This is a genomic window from Gemmatimonadota bacterium, assembly GCA_026387915.1.
Lineage (GTDB): Bacteria > Gemmatimonadota > Gemmatimonadetes > Gemmatimonadales > Gemmatimonadaceae > Fen-1231.
The window spans coordinates 143092-158397 of record JAPLKS010000014.1; the positions used below are offsets into that span (position 1 = coordinate 143092).

11 protein-coding genes are annotated in these 15306 nt (G+C 64.0%); 8 read left to right on the forward strand and 3 right to left on the reverse strand.

What is annotated here, in order from left to right; genetic code table 11:
* The first annotated feature begins 8 nt into the window (after nucleotides 1-8).
* The gene (locus NTZ43_08835) at nucleotides 9-2195 is read left to right on the forward strand and encodes a S9 family peptidase (protein MCX5767311.1); all 2187 of its coding nucleotides are present in this window, start codon (nucleotides 9-11) and stop codon (nucleotides 2193-2195) included.
* Nucleotides 2196-2289: 94 nt separating this feature from the next.
* Nucleotides 2290-3603 carry an APC family permease gene (locus NTZ43_08840; GenBank protein ID MCX5767312.1) on the forward strand — a complete coding sequence of 438 codons (1314 nt, stop codon included), beginning with the start codon at nucleotides 2290-2292 and terminating at the stop codon, nucleotides 3601-3603.
* Between the two features lie 40 nt (nucleotides 3604-3643).
* Here NTZ43_08840 and NTZ43_08845 read toward each other — a convergent pair whose 3' ends face one another.
* Both NTZ43_08845 and NTZ43_08850 read right to left on the reverse strand, forming a co-directional pair.
* Nucleotides 3644-4993, reverse strand: a complete 1350-nt coding sequence (locus NTZ43_08845; GenBank protein MCX5767313.1) for an amidohydrolase family protein — start codon at nucleotides 4991-4993, stop codon at nucleotides 3644-3646.
* Nucleotides 4993-5556 carry a DUF502 domain-containing protein gene (locus NTZ43_08850; GenBank protein ID MCX5767314.1) on the reverse strand — a complete coding sequence of 188 codons (564 nt, stop codon included), beginning with the start codon at nucleotides 5554-5556 and terminating at the stop codon, nucleotides 4993-4995. The genes NTZ43_08845 and NTZ43_08850 overlap by 1 nt, the downstream gene beginning before the upstream one ends.
* 170 nt (nucleotides 5557-5726) lie before the next feature.
* On the opposite strand from NTZ43_08850, the gene NTZ43_08855 reads away from it, so the two are divergent.
* The gene (locus NTZ43_08855) at nucleotides 5727-8669 is read left to right on the forward strand and encodes a prolyl oligopeptidase family serine peptidase (GenBank protein ID MCX5767315.1); all 2943 of its coding nucleotides are present in this window, start codon (nucleotides 5727-5729) and stop codon (nucleotides 8667-8669) included.
* A 269-nt stretch (nucleotides 8670-8938) separates the two neighbouring features.
* Entirely contained in the window at nucleotides 8939-9358 is a 420-nt protein-coding gene (locus tag NTZ43_08860; protein ID MCX5767316.1) for a DUF302 domain-containing protein, read from the forward strand.
* A gap of 56 nt (nucleotides 9359-9414) precedes the next feature.
* On the opposite strand, the gene NTZ43_08865 is transcribed toward NTZ43_08860, so the two are convergent.
* Nucleotides 9415-10311: a cytochrome c gene (locus tag NTZ43_08865; GenBank protein MCX5767317.1), complete on the reverse strand. Its 897-nt coding sequence runs from the start codon at nucleotides 10309-10311 to the stop codon at nucleotides 9415-9417.
* Between the two features lie 133 nt (nucleotides 10312-10444).
* On the opposite strand from NTZ43_08865, the gene NTZ43_08870 reads away from it, so the two are divergent.
* The 4 genes from NTZ43_08870 (at nucleotide 10445) to speA (ending at nucleotide 15275) form a co-directional block, all read left to right on the forward strand.
* The gene (locus NTZ43_08870; GenBank protein ID MCX5767318.1) at nucleotides 10445-11455 is read left to right on the forward strand and encodes an ABC transporter ATP-binding protein; all 1011 of its coding nucleotides are present in this window, start codon (nucleotides 10445-10447) and stop codon (nucleotides 11453-11455) included.
* Nucleotides 11452-12252, forward strand: coding sequence for an ABC transporter permease (locus NTZ43_08875; GenBank protein ID MCX5767319.1), 801 nt, complete (start codon nucleotides 11452-11454; stop codon nucleotides 12250-12252). Before NTZ43_08870 ends, NTZ43_08875 begins: the two co-directional genes overlap by 4 nt.
* Before the next feature lie 25 nt (nucleotides 12253-12277).
* On the forward strand, nucleotides 12278-13093 hold the full coding sequence (locus NTZ43_08880; protein ID MCX5767320.1) for a carboxypeptidase regulatory-like domain-containing protein: 816 nt from the start codon (nucleotides 12278-12280) through the stop codon (nucleotides 13091-13093).
* Between the two features lie 112 nt (nucleotides 13094-13205).
* On the forward strand, nucleotides 13206-15275 hold the full coding sequence (speA, locus tag NTZ43_08885; protein MCX5767321.1) for a biosynthetic arginine decarboxylase: 2070 nt from the start codon (nucleotides 13206-13208) through the stop codon (nucleotides 15273-15275).
* Nucleotides 15276-15306 lie beyond the last annotated feature (31 nt).

Below are 15306 nucleotides of genomic sequence, written 5' to 3' on the forward strand. Positions count from 1 at the left end.
TGTCGGCCATGCGTTTCGCCGCGATTCGTCCAATCCTCGCCGTTCTGTCCCTCCCTGCAGCCTTGGCAGCGCAGGCGGCTGCCCCAGCGGCGGCTCCGCGCGCCATGCAGCCCAACGACTGGCACCGCGTGACGACCCTGAGCACGCCGGCGCAGTCACCCGACGGTCGCCGCGTGGCCGTTACGGTGACGACGGTGGTAGAGCGCGAGAACAAGCGCCATTCGGAAATCTGGGTCGTGCCCACCACCGGTGGGGCGCCCGTCCGCTGGACCTCACCCGGCTATGAGAGCAGCAATCCACGTTGGAGCGATGACGGCAAGTTGCTGTTCTTTACCTCCACACGCCCCGGCGGGCGCGGAGCAAGCTGGGCGCTACACGCCGACGAATCGGGCGGCGAAGCCTATCAACCGGAAAATGCGGAACCAGTGGGATCAAGCCCGAAGGACCACGCCGTGATCGTGTACACGGCGGCCGATACCGCGTCGAGCGCCGGTGCCGGTGGCCGCGGCGGCCGTGGCGGTGGAGCCGGTGCGGCCGGTGGCCGCGGCGACGGACCGGGCGGCATGAACACGCCTCCGTACGGCGCCATCACCAAGCCGGTCGATCAGGCGCGCTTTGACGGACGTCAAATTGTCAACTTCCCGTACAAGGCGAACGGAGTTGGCTTCGTCCCCAATGCCGCCAACGCTCCGGTTCGGCCGCGGCCGCAGCAGATTATCAGCTTCGTTCGCGCCAGCCATGCCCGCACGGCCCTTACGAGCACCGCGTACTCGCACCGCGACGTCACCATTTCGCCCGACGGCAAATGGGTGACGTTCGTCGCCGACGCGCAGCTGCGCAGTGATTCGCTCGTCACCGCCATCAACGATTCGACTGCCAAAGCGCCGTTCGACCGTGCGCGCGACGAAGCCCCGCGCAACGACAACGACGTGTACGTCATGCCCGCGACCGGCGGCACACCCCGCAAGGTGCTTTCGCTGCAGGGCGACGAATCCGATGTGCAGTGGTCGCCCGACTCCAAGCGCTTGTCGTTCGTCTCGCGCCCTGGCCGTACCAAGAACGCCGTGCTGATGACCATCGATGTGGCCGGTGGCGCTCCGCAGAACCTCACCGAGGGATGGCAGTATGAGCCGGCCACGCACGCGTGGCTCCCGTCGGGCGAAATTGAAATGAGTGCAGTCATCGGCGGTCGGACCGCGATGTTCGTGGTCACGCCGAAAACCGCCAAGATGCGCGAAGTTATCGCTGGTCGGCGCGAAGTGCGCGGCTGGAGCTTCGACGATAAAATGAAGACGGTGGCCTTTGTGGCCTCTGGTACCACCACCCCGACCGAGCTGTTCATCGCCGACTGGGACGGCAAGAACGAACGCAAACTCACCAACTTCAACGACAAGCTCAACGCCGAACTCGCGTGGAGCGATGCCGAACGTATCACCTATCCGAGCGTCGGCGGCCGCACCATCGAAGGCTGGCTGATGAAGCCGTTCGGGTACACGGCCGGCAAAAAATATCCGCTCGTCCTCTACATTCACGGCGGCCCACACTCGCAATACGGCGAAGGGTGGTTCGACGAATTCCAAAACCTCGCGGCCGCGGGCATGTTCGTGTTGTATACAAATCCGCGTGGCTCGAGCGGCTATGGCGCCGACTTCACCTACGCGAGCCGCGGCGACTGGGGCGGCGACGACTTGAAGGACATGATGAAAGCCGTCGACATCGCCGCCGCACGCGCCGACGTCGACAGCACACGCATGGGCGTCACCGGCGGCAGCTACGGCGGCTTTATGACCGCCTGGATCGAAACCAAGACCACGCGCTTCAAGGCCGCCGAAACCGACCGCATGATCAGCAACTGGGTGTCGTGGTATTCCACGAGCGATGCGCAGGGACTCACCGAATGGGAGTTCTACGGCAAGCCCTGGGAAAACCCGGCGATGTACGACACGCTCTCCCCCATCAAGTACGTGGCCAAGGTGCAGACCCCCACGTTGATGGTGCAGAGCGAAGAAGACTTCCGCACGCCAATGCCAGAAGCCGACCAATGGTTTATGTCGCTCAAGAAGCGCGGCGTGCCCGTGGAATGGGTGCGGTACCCGCGTTCCAACCACGATCTCAGCCGCACTGGCGAGCCCTGGCTGCTCGTGGATCGGCTCGGGCGTATTCGCCAATGGTTCACGCATTGGCTCAAGCCGTAACGGTGGTTCGTTCGTTGCTCCGCGCTGAGCGCCGACCTCTCCGAGGCTCGGCGCTCAGCGTCGCTTTGCGTGGCGCGTCACCGCGGAGTGTGACGTGCTGAAGCGCACGCTTACTACCACGGCCCTCGTGTTCGTGATGTTCTTCACGACCTCGGGCGGCGCGTACAGCATGGAAGGGCTCGTGGTGGCGGCGGGCCCGGGGCTCGCCCTCGTAATGCTGCTCGCGCTGCCGCTCGTGTATTCAGCGCCAGAGTCGCTCATCATCGCGGAGCTGGCGTCTGCGATGCCAGAGGAAGGAGGCTATTACCGCTGGGTGCGCCGCGCCTTCGGGAGTTTCTGGGGCTTTCAAAACGGGTGGATCACCTACCTGTATTCGCTCGTGGATATGGCGATCTATCCGGTGCTGTTCAACACGTACCTCTCCTGGTTCGTGCCGAATATGTCCGCGGGCGCGCACTGGGGCGTTTCGCTCGTGCTGATCTGGGGTGCCACGGCGATCAATCTGAGCGGCGCGCTGAATGTGGGGCGCGTGTCGATTGCCGCCGGTGTATTCGTCCTCACGGGCTTCGCGGTGCTGGCGGTGGTCGCACTGCCGCAAGTCACGCATGCGCCGTGGACGCCGTTCGTCGTCCCAGGCTCTACCGTTGGCGCTGGGCTCGCCGTCGCGCTCTCAACGGCGCTGTGGAACTACATCGGCTGGGACAATGCCTCCACGGTGCAGGGCGAAGTGGTGGATGCGTCACGGGCCTATCCGCGCGCACTCAGCTTTGCGGTGCCACTCGTCACGCTGAGTTATTTCATCCCGCTACTGCCGACGCTGGCGGCGACGAATTTGGGTCAGTGGAAAGAAGGCGCGTGGCCCGCGGTGGCCGTGGCGCTGGGCGGACGCTTCGGTCCCTTCCTCGCGGCATGGCTGGCGATTGGCGGCATGATTAGCGCGATGGCGCTCTTGAATGCGTTGCTCATGACCTACTCCCGCGTGCCGCACGTGCTCGCCGTGGACGGACTCCTTCCGCGCGCACTAGCCGTGACTGACGCGCGGGGCACACCGCGTCGTGCGGTGGTGATATCGGCCATCGCGTATTCCATTTTCGCGTTACTGCCGTTCAGTCGGCTCGTGGTGGCCGACGTGCTCCTCTATTCGCTGGCGCTCATTCTGGAGTTCTGTGCACTCCTCGCACTGCGCCGCCGCGAACCGGAACTGCGTGGCGTGTTCCGCATTCCGCTGGGCTGGGGAGGCGTCGCGGCAATCGCGACGTTGCCGACGCTTGTCCTCTGCGTCGTCGTCGGACTGGCGGTGCACGACGGGGAACTCGCCATGCCGTCGTTGATTGGCAGCGCCGTGGGCGTGGCGCTCGGGCCACTGTTCTACTTCATCGCAAAACGGAGCGGGCGAACCACCGCGTGACCACCGTCGCCTCGCGTTCGGGCGACGGTGGCGGTCGGCGTTACGGCTTGCGGTACACCACGCCGTTCTTCATGACGAATTTCACGTTGGCGGCGCGCGTGCGCGAAATATCCTTGGTCGGATCACCGTCCACGGCAATGACGTCGGCAAGGAGGCCAGCCTTCACCGACCCGACCCGCGAGTCCACGTGCAAGACTCGCGCGTTCACGCTCGTGGCTGCCTTGAGGGCGGCCACTGGCGTCATGCCATAGTTCACGAGCATCTCAAGCTCGCGCGAATTTTCGCCGTGCGGAAAGACGCCCACGTCGCTCCCGTTGCAAATCGTCACACCGGCGTCGAGCGCCAGCTTGAACGAGGCGCGCTTCGCGGTAATGCCGCGCGGCTCGGGGTCTACACCCTTTTTCCACCCAGCGTATTGTGACGTGGCGTCACCCGCCGCGAGGGTGGGGCAGAGCGCCACGCCCTTCTCCTTCATGAGGGCAAAGATTTCCGGCGTGCCAGCGTCGCCGTGATCAATCGTCTCCACCCCCGCCATGATGGCGCGCCGCATCCCTTCGGGCGTGCTCGAGTGCGCCACCACCGCGCGTCCACTTGAGCGCGCCGTTTCGACCATCGCGCGGAGTTCCGCTTCGCTGAACGTCGGCATCGTTTCGCCGCGCGGGCCCCAACGATAATCGGCATACACCTTCACCCAATCGGCGCCGTGCGCAATCTGATCGCGCGTCACGCGAATCACATCTTCCACGCCATTCGCTTCTTCTGCACCCTGCGGCGGGTCAAACGAAAAATCCACGCGACGCGGGGCGTAGCTTCCCGTCGCCACAATAGCGCGCGTCGTCACGAGCATGCGCGGACCGGGAATAATCCCTTGGTCAATCGCCTGCTTGAGTCCGACGTCCGCGTAGCCAGCGCCCTCGGTGCCGAGGTCGCGCACAAAGGTCCAGCCGGCCATGAGCGTGTTGCGCGCGTGGTTCGTGGCGCGTGCCACGCGTAGCGCGAGCGGCTCCTTGAGCACCTGATCGTTCCACTGCGCTTCGTTGTACGGATGCAGCAGGAGGTGCGAGTGTGCTTCAATCAGCCCGGGCATCAACGTGGTGCCGGGCAACTCCACCACCGTCGCACCGCGCGAGGCGGGCGCATCCGATGCCGCGCCCGCGAAGGCAATGCGATCGCCGCGCACGAGCACCACCCACCCGGCATGCGGCGCGTCCGCGATCGCGTCCCACACGGCGGCGGGGCGCAACAACACGAGCGTGTCGCGCGGCTGCGCCTGAGCTGACGCGGTCACCGCGAATGCCGCGATCGTCGCGCCGAGCAGCGGCGCGCCCAGCGCAACTCGCGTCACCAGCGTCGTGCGCATCACAGACCACCCTTGAGAGAGCACTCGCATTACGACCTCGAAAGCAAATGGGGAATGTCGGTCACGCCACCCGATACCACAAAGGCCATCACATCCGCACTGTCGGCGCCGAGTGGCGTCACACGCGACGCCGGCACAACAAAGGTCCAACCCGCAAAGGCATACGACTGCGGAAAGTACACCACCACGGAGTCTGCGAGTCCCATCGCCTCCATCGATTCCTGGGTGACAAATCCGAGGGCACGCATGGCGCCGTCAGCCGTCATCGACACGAGCACGGGCTTGTCGAAGCGCCGCTTCTCGCCAACAAAGGCGTTCAATAAGTCTTTCGTTGCGGAGTAGACGAGCCGCACCAGCGGCAAGCGTCCCATCAGTCCTTCAAAGCCGGTCAACGCGGTGCGCGTGAGGAGGCTTGTGCCGAGGAATCCAACGGCGATCACCATCAGAATCGTGGCCACGAACCCGGCCCCGGGCACCGAGAGGCCCAGCCAGCTATCGAGCCGGCGGAAGAGCTGCCAGAATATCCATCCGGTGACCACTAAAGGGACGGTGATCAGCAAACCCTGCACGAACCATTTGAGCAGTCGCGTCATCGTGGGGCACCCGTGGGGGAAACAGCGCCGCAAGCAAGGCGCGCGTACATTCATCATCGGCCGCGGTACTATCGGCGAGGACGGCAGTCGTGGCACATGGAGTGCCGGCGCCCGCAGACGCCACCGCGGCAGGGTGGAACGTTGGTGCAACATAACCCGAACGAGGTCGAATGATGAGAGTGCTCGCCTCCCGCCTCGCCGCCGCTGCGGTGACTGCCGTCTTGGCCGCGGTCGCCCCACTAGCTGCGCAATCGGCGAAGAAGCCCATCACGCAGGACACCTATGATCTGTGGCGCTCCATCTCCGGCGCCACACTCTCCGCCGACGGCAAGTGGGCGATGTACACCGTCTCGCCGGTTGTTGGCGAGGGGGAACTCATCATCCGTTCCACCGCTGGCGCTACCGAATACCGCGCGCCCCGTGGCTACACCGGTCGCCCGCAGTTGCAGGCGGCCGCTGATTCCGCCGCTCAGTTCTCGCCGGCGGGCGCCCAGTTCAGCGCCACGTCGCAGTTCGCGGCCTTCATTCGCTACGCCTCGCAGGCCGACGTCGAAGCCGCACGTCGCGCCCCACGCGGTCGTCCGCTGCCACAACCGCGGAACTCGCTCGGCATCGTGAGCCTTGCCGACGGGAAGGTCACGGTTGTTCCGCGCGTCCGCTCGTATCGCTTTGCGCGTGACGGCGGAAAGTTCATCGCGTATCTGCTGGAATCTGACACCGCGTCTGGCGCGCCGGGCGGCGGCGGTGGCGGACGTGCCGGTGGACGTGGTGGTGCCGCGGGTGGCGCCGCCCCCGGCGGCGCCCGTCAGGAACCGGGCGCTCCGCTCATTCTGCGCGATCTCGCCAGTGGACAGGAAACGCGCATCGAAGACGTGACCAGCTACCTGTTTGACGACGCCGAACATTGGCTCGCCTACAGCGCGCAGAGCGCCGACTCCACCAAGTCCGGCGTCTATGTGCGCGACCTCGCCGCGGGATCGATCATCACGCTGGCCAGCGGCAAGGGCAACTACCGCTCCCTCGCCATCGACAAGAAGGGCACACAAGTCGCGTTTGTGTCTGACCGCGACGACCAAGGCACCGCCAAGCCGCGCGCGTCGCTCTACTACGCGTCGCTCGTTATTGCCAAAGGCAAAAAAGAACTCACGCCCACGGCCAAAATTGTCGCGGCAGGCAGCGTAGGAGACGGTCTGCTCATCGCTGATCGCGGCCGCGTGGATTTTGTGCGCGACGGATCCGTGCTGCAGTTTGCGCTCGCTCCAGTACCCGCCGACTCCATTCCCGCCGACTCGCTGAGCGACAAGGCCGTGTACGATCTCTGGCACTGGAAAGACACAAAAATCCAGCCGCAACAGAAGATTGACGCCGCGCGCGATCGCAATCGCACCTATGTCGCCGCCTACACGCCGGCCTCCGGCAAGTGGGCGCGCCTCAGCAACGACTCGCTCAACTCCGTCACCATCGCGGATAACGGCAAGGTCGCCTTGGCGTTGAACCCGGTGGAATACGCCATCGAGCAAACGTGGGGCGACGGCGGCAGCGACGTCTATCTTCTCGATCCCACCACGGCCGCGCGCACCCTCGTGGCCAAGAACCTGCCGTCGCGTCCGCAACTTTCGCCGGGCGCCAAGTACATCACCTGGTTCGAAGGCAAGAAGTGGTATGCCTATGCCACCGCTGGCGGCAAGAAGGTAGAACTCACCGCCGCCATCAAGAATGTCGCCTTCGACAACGAAGAGTTCGACATGCCCGACAACGTGCCAGCCTACGGTGCCGGCGGTTGGACGAAGGACGACAAATCCGTACTGCTCTATGACCGCTACGACGTGTGGGAAGTCGATCCCACCGGCGTCGCCGCGCCGCGCAACGTGACCGCCGGCGCAGGCCGTCAAAAGAAACTCACCTACCGCGTCGTCAATCTCGACGTCGAAGACCGCTTCCTCGATCCGGCCGAACCGCTCGTATTGAGCGTGCTCGACAGCGTGACCAAGGACGGCGGCTTCGCGCGCGCCAAACTCGGCGCCTCCACCGCTCCCGAAATGATCGTGCGTGGCGCCCGTCGCTACGCGGGGCTACAGAAGGCGCGCAAGGCCGAGCAGTACCTGATGACGCAACAGACGTATCGCGAGTTCCCCGATCTCTGGACCGGCACATCCATCGCGAGCGTCGCCAAAATCTCCAATGCCAATCCGCAGGAAAAAGAATATCCGCGCGGCGACGTGGAACTGGTCAACTGGCTCAACGACGACGGCGTCCGCTTGCAGGGCATGCTCTACAAGCCGGAGAACTTTGATCCGTCCAAGAAGTATCCCCTCATTGTCTATTACTACGAGCGGTTGTCCGACGGCCTCCATAGCTACGTCGCGCCGAGCGGTCGCAATGTGATCAATCCGCTCGTGTACACCTCGCTCGGCTACCTCATCTTTGAGCCGGACATCGTCTACACCGAAGGCCAGCCCGGCAAGAGCGCACTCAAGGCCGTGGTGCCTGGCGTGCATTCGCTCATCGCGCGCGGCTTTGTGGACGAAAAGCACCTCGGCCTGCAGGGGCAGTCGTGGGGCGGCTTCCAGACGTCGTACATCATTACGCAGACCACGATGTTCGCGGCCGCCGTGCCAAACGCCACGGTCGTGAACATGACCAGCGCGTACGATGGCATTCGCTGGGGCCCTGGCGTGCTGCGTCAGTTCCAGTACGAACACACGCAGAGCCGCATTGGGGGATCGCTTTGGCAGTATCCGGAGCGCTACATCGAAAACTCCGCGCTCTTTTATCTCGATCGCGTCACCACGCCGGTCCTCTTCATGGCGAACGACGCGGATGATGCGGTACCGTGGTATCAGGGCATTGAGTTCTACGGCGCCATGCGTCGCTTGAAGAAGGAAGCGTACCTCGTTGTGTATAACGGCGATGTGCACAATCCCACCAAGCGCGCGAATCAAAAGGACATCGACAAAAAGATGATTGAGTTCTTCGGCAACAAACTGCAGGGGAAGGCCGCGCCGGAATGGATGGTGCGCGGCGTGCCGTACCTCGAGAAGGGACGCGATCAGGTGAAGATGACCGGTGCGCCGGCGGGCAGCGGCGGCCGTGATCCGGAGCCGCAGCAGTAGCGCTGGGCAAGTATCGACCGCACGGTAGCCTTTCGTGCGGCGATAGAGAGAAAGACGGAAACCATGAAGGGCCCGAGCGTCGCTCGGGCCCTTCGTGATTCACCCCGATCCTCGACTGAATCGCGCGTCGAGCCACGCGTCGAGCGCAGGCGCCCAGTCCGTGCCCGTCGTCCCGGTGTGAAGAGTTCGAAGTGACGGCTTTATAGTTGACTACATGAGCATACGGTGTTATATATCCAACATCCCCTCTGCGGAGCCCTGTCGTGAACGTGCAAAACTCGTCGTATGGCTTCTCCCGCACCGTGCCACTCGCGTATGACGAAGCCGTGGCCGCCACGCGTGCCGCACTCGCCGTCGAAGGCTTTGGCATTCTCACCGAAGCCGACATTCGCGCCACCTTCCGGGCCAAACTCGGCATCGACTCGCGCCCGTACGTCATCCTCGGCGCCTGCAACCCCGGATTGGCGCGTCAGGCGCTCGATATTGAACCGCAACTGGGGTTGCTCCTGCCATGCAACGTCATCGTTTACGCGGCCGAGGCTGCGGGTGAGAGTGTCGTCGCCATGATGGACCCCGTCGCCGCAATGAGTCTTGCCGGAAATCCCGCGTTGGCCGCATTTGCCGCCGACGTCAAAGAGCGCCTCGAGCGCGCGCTCAGAGTCATCGGCAGCGCCACCGTCGCTGCGTAGCAAGCGCCGTCGAAGGTTGCCGCGGTGCTCGGCGGTCGGCCGAGCACCGCGTTCCATTACCGCCCGCCGTACGCCTTGGGCGGCACCGTCTTGAGATAGGCCCACACGGCCTTCAACTCATCATCGGTCATCTCCGCCGTTGCTTTCCACGGCATCGGAAAGTTGATGGCGCCGCCGTTGGGTCGAACGCCGGTGCGCAGTGCCGTGATGAACTTCTCCTCGGTGTATCCGGCGAGTCCCGTCGGTGTCAGGTTCGCGGCCGGCAGCCACGACGGATCGCCCTGCGGAATCTTGCCGCCCGAGAGCGTCTCACCGTGGCAGCCGACGCAACCACCGACCTTGGCGAGATATGCGCCGTACTCAGCGGTCGCGCCCGCCGCCGGAGCGGCCGTCAGCGGCACCTCTCGCCCCACGACATCCGCGGCAAAGAGCGGAGCCGCCGACGTCGCAATGAGGACACGCGCCACCGGCCCAAAGGTTGGGCGCGCAACGTCGCGGTCCACCGGCGCCAGCGACCGCACATACGCAATCACCGCGCCGAGGTCCTCGGCGCTGAGGCTGCTGTACTCGACCGATGGCATGATGACGAGTTTGTGTCCATCAGCGGCCACACCATGTCGAATCGCGCGCACCATCTGGGCGTCGCTCAGCGTCGCGCCCAATCCGCCCTTGCCGCGCGTGAGATTCATGCCAGAGAATTTTCCCATCGGTGGCGCGTCCACAATCGTGGCGCCTCCGAGGTCATTGCCGTGACAGTCCACGCATTTGGTAATCGCGCGGGCTAAATGCCGGCCACGTTCAATGGACGCGGAGTCGGTGGGAATCACCACGGAATCATCGGCGACCGTGACGGAGGCGCGAATCGCGCGCTCGCTCATCACGTACACGCCCATCGCTACGATCACGACCAGCGCGCCGACCACAAGGGCCAGCCTTCGAAGCAGCTTGCTCATACCGGGGGGACTCCTGAGCGTCAGTTGTCGTTGCCAGCCATCGAGGCCGGAAACGGTTGGGTAATTCGCTGGGGCAAAAACCTACTGACTGGTTGCCCCTTGCGCGAGTCATCATATTCGAAGGATGCCGCCGATGATCGAAACGCGCGCGCTTACCAAGGTGTATGCGGCGCCCTCTCCACGAAAAACTCCCGTGGGAACCACGGGCTCAACCGCGCGCGCCCCAGTTGGGCGCGGTGCGCGCGCCTCGGCCAGCATCGTCGCACTCGACGGCCTCGATCTCGATGTGCGCGAAGGCGAAATGTTCGGGCTGCTCGGGCCCAATGGCGCCGGCAAGACCACGACGATCGGCATTCTGACCACGCGCGTGCGCGCGACGTCCGGCGAGGCCTTCGTTGCCGGGCGCAATGTGTCCACGCACGACACCGCCGTGCGCCATCTCATTGGCGTTGTGCCGCAGCGCCCAAATCCGGACCGCAGTCTCAATGTCATCGAGAACCTCGTCTTTCACGGCGCATACTTTGGCATCGGCACCGCTGAGTCCACGCGCCGCGCGATGGCGTTGCTTGAGAAGTTTGAGATTGCGGAGAAGGCCACGGCCAAAGTCGACGATCTCTCGGGCGGCCAGCAGCAACGCCTGATGATCGCACGCGCGCTCTTGCACGAGCCCGAGGTGATGTTTCTCGACGAGCCCACCGTCGGACTCGACCCGCAAGCTCGCCATGCACTCTGGGATGTGTTGCGCGCGCTGCACCGTGAAGGCCGCACCATCGTGATGACCACGCACTACATGCAGGAAGCGGACGCCCTCTGTGACCGCATCGCGATTGTTGATCGCGGCAAACTCCTTGCCTGCGACACGCCCGCGGCACTGACCGCGCGGGCGCCGGGCGCCACGCTCGTGGATCTCACCGTCGAGGGCGATCTCGCCGCGGCCGCCGCGCGCTGTCGGCTCGTGGATGGCATTTCTGCGGTCGATGTGGTGGGCTCCGATCTGCGCGCGCAAAGTCTTCGGGGCGGGGAATCACTTCCCGCGCTCATTCGCGCCGTGGAGGACGCGGGGTCGCGCGTGCAGAACATCAATCTCGCCAAGCCCAGCCTCGAAACACTCTTCATCTCTCTCACTGGGCGGAAACTCGATTGACCGCCGTTGCCACGGAACGCGACGTTCCCACCTCCTACGTATTTTTTGCGATGCTGCGCCGCGACATTCGCGTGGCGCGTCGCGAACTGCCGTTCTTCCTCGTCCGCACGGCGATGCAGCCGTTGCTCCTCATGATCGTCTTTGGCTACCTCATGCCAAAACTCGGCGTCATGCAAAAAGGGTATACGGCCACGCTCCTCCCAGGTGTGCTCGCGCTCTCCCTCGCACTGTCGTCGGTGCAGAGCGTCGCCTTGCCGATGGTCACGCAGTTCGGCTTCTCAAAGGAGATTGAAGATCGGCTGCTCGCCCCCATCCCCAATCACCTCGTCGCCCTTGAACTGATTGTGGCCGGAACTATTCAGGGAATGATCGCGGGGATTTTCGTTCTCCCGGCGGGACGCCTGATTATGGGCGCCATTCCAGGGCTCGCCCTTTCAAACCTGCCGCACATCCTCGGCATCACCATCCTCGGCGCTGCCACGTTCAGCGCGCTCGGATTGGTGATGGGCTGCGCCATTCAGCCGCAGCAGATTGGACTGATGTTCAGTTCCATTATTAGTCCGATGATATTTTTCGGGTGCACCTACTATCCGTGGAAGGCGCTCGACAAAGTGCCAGTGATGAAATACGCGGTACTCGTGAATCCACTGGTCTATGTGGCGGAGGGGATGCGCGGCGCCATCACGCCTGATGTGCCGCACATGGATCCGCTCGTCGTGGCGCTGGTGCTGGTGGGGCTGCTCTACGTCTTTTGGTATTTTGGGAAACGCGCCTTTCTCAAACGCGCCGTTTCGTGACCCCGCATCGCGGGTGCGACGCCGCATGACCAGCTTTCTGCGCGGGGTTTGGATCCTGCTGATCGCTGCAGCACCGCTGGCGGCGCAGCCACGCGCCGTGTTCCGCGGCAACGTGCTCGTCGATGGCAACGATGCGCCCATTGTAGGCGCCGAAGTGTCGCTCCCGCAGTTGGCGATCATCGTGCATACCGATTCCACTGGCGCCTTTCGCATTCCCGGTATTCTCGCCGGACGCCATCAAGTGAGTGTGCGGCGCGTCGGATTTCAGTCACTCGTGACGGTGCTCGATTTCGTCGCCGGAGATTCCGTGGATACCGATCTGCTGCTCGCCCCAGTCGTCACGACCACGGGCGCGAACGGGCAGGCCCTACCCGGCGTCGTGGTCACCGCGGCCGCACCGGTGCGGGGCAAGCTCTCCGAGTTTGAGGAGCGGCGGACCATGGGCGCCGGCGGCCACTTCCTCACGGAAGAACAACTCTCCAAGATGGAAGGGCGCCGCATGTCGGAAGCCCTCGCGACAGCCGGAGTCCCCGTGGTGATCGGCAGTACCAATGCGGCGTGGGTCGCGTCCTCGCGCGGCACCCAGTCGGTGCTCCGAGGACCAAAGCCCACAAAGTGGGACGTCTCGAAAGGTGCCAAGCCCAACGCCTGTTACGCGGCCGTCGCGGTCGACGGGGTGCTCGTCTATCAGGGGCACGAAGAGGAGCCGCTCTTCGACATCAACTCGCTCGCGCCGAACGCGATTGCGGGGGTCGAGTTTTATGCGGGCGGCGCGTCGATGCCGGCAAAGTTCAACGGCACGCGCAACAGCTGCGGCCTGGTGCTGGTCTGGACGAAGTAGCCACACGACTCACGGTCGGCAGTCCTGCGCGCGGTGCAGCGCGGCCGCCTCGCTCCGCGCGATAGCGCCAGCGGTTCCCTCAGCGGCTCCGACGCCCTACTGTTAAACGTCTATGAGCGCTCCAACCTCGAACGAACCGACCGCCACACCGACGCCCGCCGCCGGTGCTCCAACGACCTCCGAAAAAGTGAGTGCGAGTAATGGCGCGCCCGCGGAGAAGGGGAACGGCGGAAATGGTGCGTCCGCTGACAAAGCAAGCGCCGACGCGCCGTGGACGGTTGAGCAAGCCCGCAACGTCTACAACGTCGAAGGATGGGGTGACGGCTTCTTTGATGTGAATGAAAAAGGGCACGTCGTCGTTCGCCCCGACAAAGATCACGCCGACCGCGAACTCGATCTCTACGAACTGGCCCTCGATCTCGAAGCGCAGGGCGTCGCGCTCCCCGTGCTGCTCCGCTTCTCCGACATTCTACGTTCGCGCATCATCTCGCTCAATGCGCGGTTCCAGCACGCCATTCAGGAATTCGAGTACACGGGTGCCTACACCACTGTGTATCCGATCAAGGTCAATCAGCAGCGCCATGTGGTCGAGGAAATCGTCGAGTTCGGCAAAGCCACTGGCGTCGGTCTCGAATGCGGGAGCAAGCCCGAACTACAGGCCGTGCTTGCGCTCAGCGAGAGCACCGACCATCTCATCGTCTGCAACGGCTACAAAGACGAAGAGTTCATGCGCCTCGCCCTCATGGGGCAGAAGCTTGGGCACGACGTCTATATCGTCATCGAGCAGGTCAGCGAGCTCGACGTCCTCTTGCAGGTCGCCGCGGAAATCGGCGTCACCCCCAAGGCGGGCGTGCGCATTAAGCTCTCCGCCGAAGGCAGCGGGCGTTGGGCGCAATCGGGCGGCGAAAAATCCAAGTTCGGCCTAAGCCCCGCGCAGTTGATGGTGATCATCGACAAGCTTGCCGCCGCCGGCAAGCTCGACATCGTCAAGCTCATCCACTGCCACCTCGGCTCGCAGATCACCGATATTCGCTACATCAAGCGCGGGCTGCAGGAACTCTCGCGCTACTACGCCGAACTGCGTGCGATGGGACTCGACATCACGCACGTCGATGTCGGCGGCGGATTGGGCGTGGACTACGACGGCACCCAGAGCACCGCGCAGGCGAGTGTCAACTACTCGCTCCAGGAATACGCCAACGATATCGTGTACACGCTGGCCGAGGCTTGCCGCGACAAAGAACTTCCGATGCCGCACATCATCAGCGAGTCGGGGCGCGCACTCACGGCGCACCACGCCCTGCTGCTGCTGAGCGTGATCGATGTCGAATCCGTGAACGAACCGCAGGCCCCGACGCTCACCGAGGACGACCACCAGTTCCTCCTCGAGATGCACGAGGATCTCAAGGCCGTCTCGCGTAAGAATGTGTCGCTGCGCCGCGTGCGCGAAGCGTACCACGACGCCGTGTTCGACAAAGAACGTGCGCACACGCTGTTCAACAGCGGCGTCCTCTCGTTGCGCGACCGCGCCTCGGCCGAGCGGTTGTATTTGTGTACGCTCAATCAGATTGCCCGCGTGGCGCAAAAGCACCGCGACGATTTCGAGGACATCATTGCCGACCTCGACGCCGCGCTCGTCGATCGCTACTTCTGCAACTTCTCACTCTTTCAGTCGCTCCCCGATAGCTGGGCCATCGATCAACTCTTTCCGATCATGCCCATTCATCGCCTGCTCGAGGAGCCGACGCGTCGCGGCACGTTGCAGGACGTCACCTGCGACTCCGACGGCAAGATCGATCGCTTCGTCGGCGGTCGCGATGGTGAACCCTCGATGCCGTTGCATCCATTTCTCGATAACGGCGATCCCTATCTGCTCGGCGTCTTCCTCACCGGCGCCTATCAGGAAATCCTCGGCGACTTGCACAACTTGTTCGGCGACACCAACGCCGTGCACGTGCGCCTCGCGGAGTCGGGCTACGAAATCACCGACCTCGTCCATGGCGATACGGTTACGGAAGTGCTCAACTACGTGCAGTTCCGCGCGTCGGACCTGCTCACCACGTTCCGCCGCAAAGTGCAGCTCGCCACAAATATCAGTCGCGATGAAGCGAATATGTTCATCGCCGAGTATGTGGCCGGCCTTGAGGGCTACACCTATCTCGAAGGCGACGCAGCCAAGTAAGCCTAGGGAAGCCCGAAACCGGACCACCGAC

Coding starts and splice junctions, on each gene's coding strand:
- NTZ43_08880 (MCX5767320.1), top strand. CDS start 12,278: ATGACCAGCTTTCTGCGCGGGGTTTGGATCCTGCTGATCGCTGCAGCA.
- speA (MCX5767321.1), top strand. CDS start 13,206: ATGAGCGCTCCAACCTCGAACGAACCGACCGCCACACCGACGCCCGCC.
- NTZ43_08850 (MCX5767314.1), bottom strand. CDS start 5,556: ATGACGCGACTGCTCAAATGGTTCGTGCAGGGTTTGCTGATCACCGTC.
- NTZ43_08835 (MCX5767311.1), top strand. CDS start 9: ATGCGTTTCGCCGCGATTCGTCCAATCCTCGCCGTTCTGTCCCTCCCT.
- NTZ43_08855 (MCX5767315.1), top strand. CDS start 5,727: ATGATGAGAGTGCTCGCCTCCCGCCTCGCCGCCGCTGCGGTGACTGCC.
- NTZ43_08865 (MCX5767317.1), bottom strand. CDS start 10,311: ATGAGCAAGCTGCTTCGAAGGCTGGCCCTTGTGGTCGGCGCGCTGGTC.
- NTZ43_08845 (MCX5767313.1), bottom strand. CDS start 4,993: ATGCGAGTGCTCTCTCAAGGGTGGTCTGTGATGCGCACGACGCTGGTG.
- NTZ43_08870 (MCX5767318.1), top strand. CDS start 10,445: ATGATCGAAACGCGCGCGCTTACCAAGGTGTATGCGGCGCCCTCTCCA.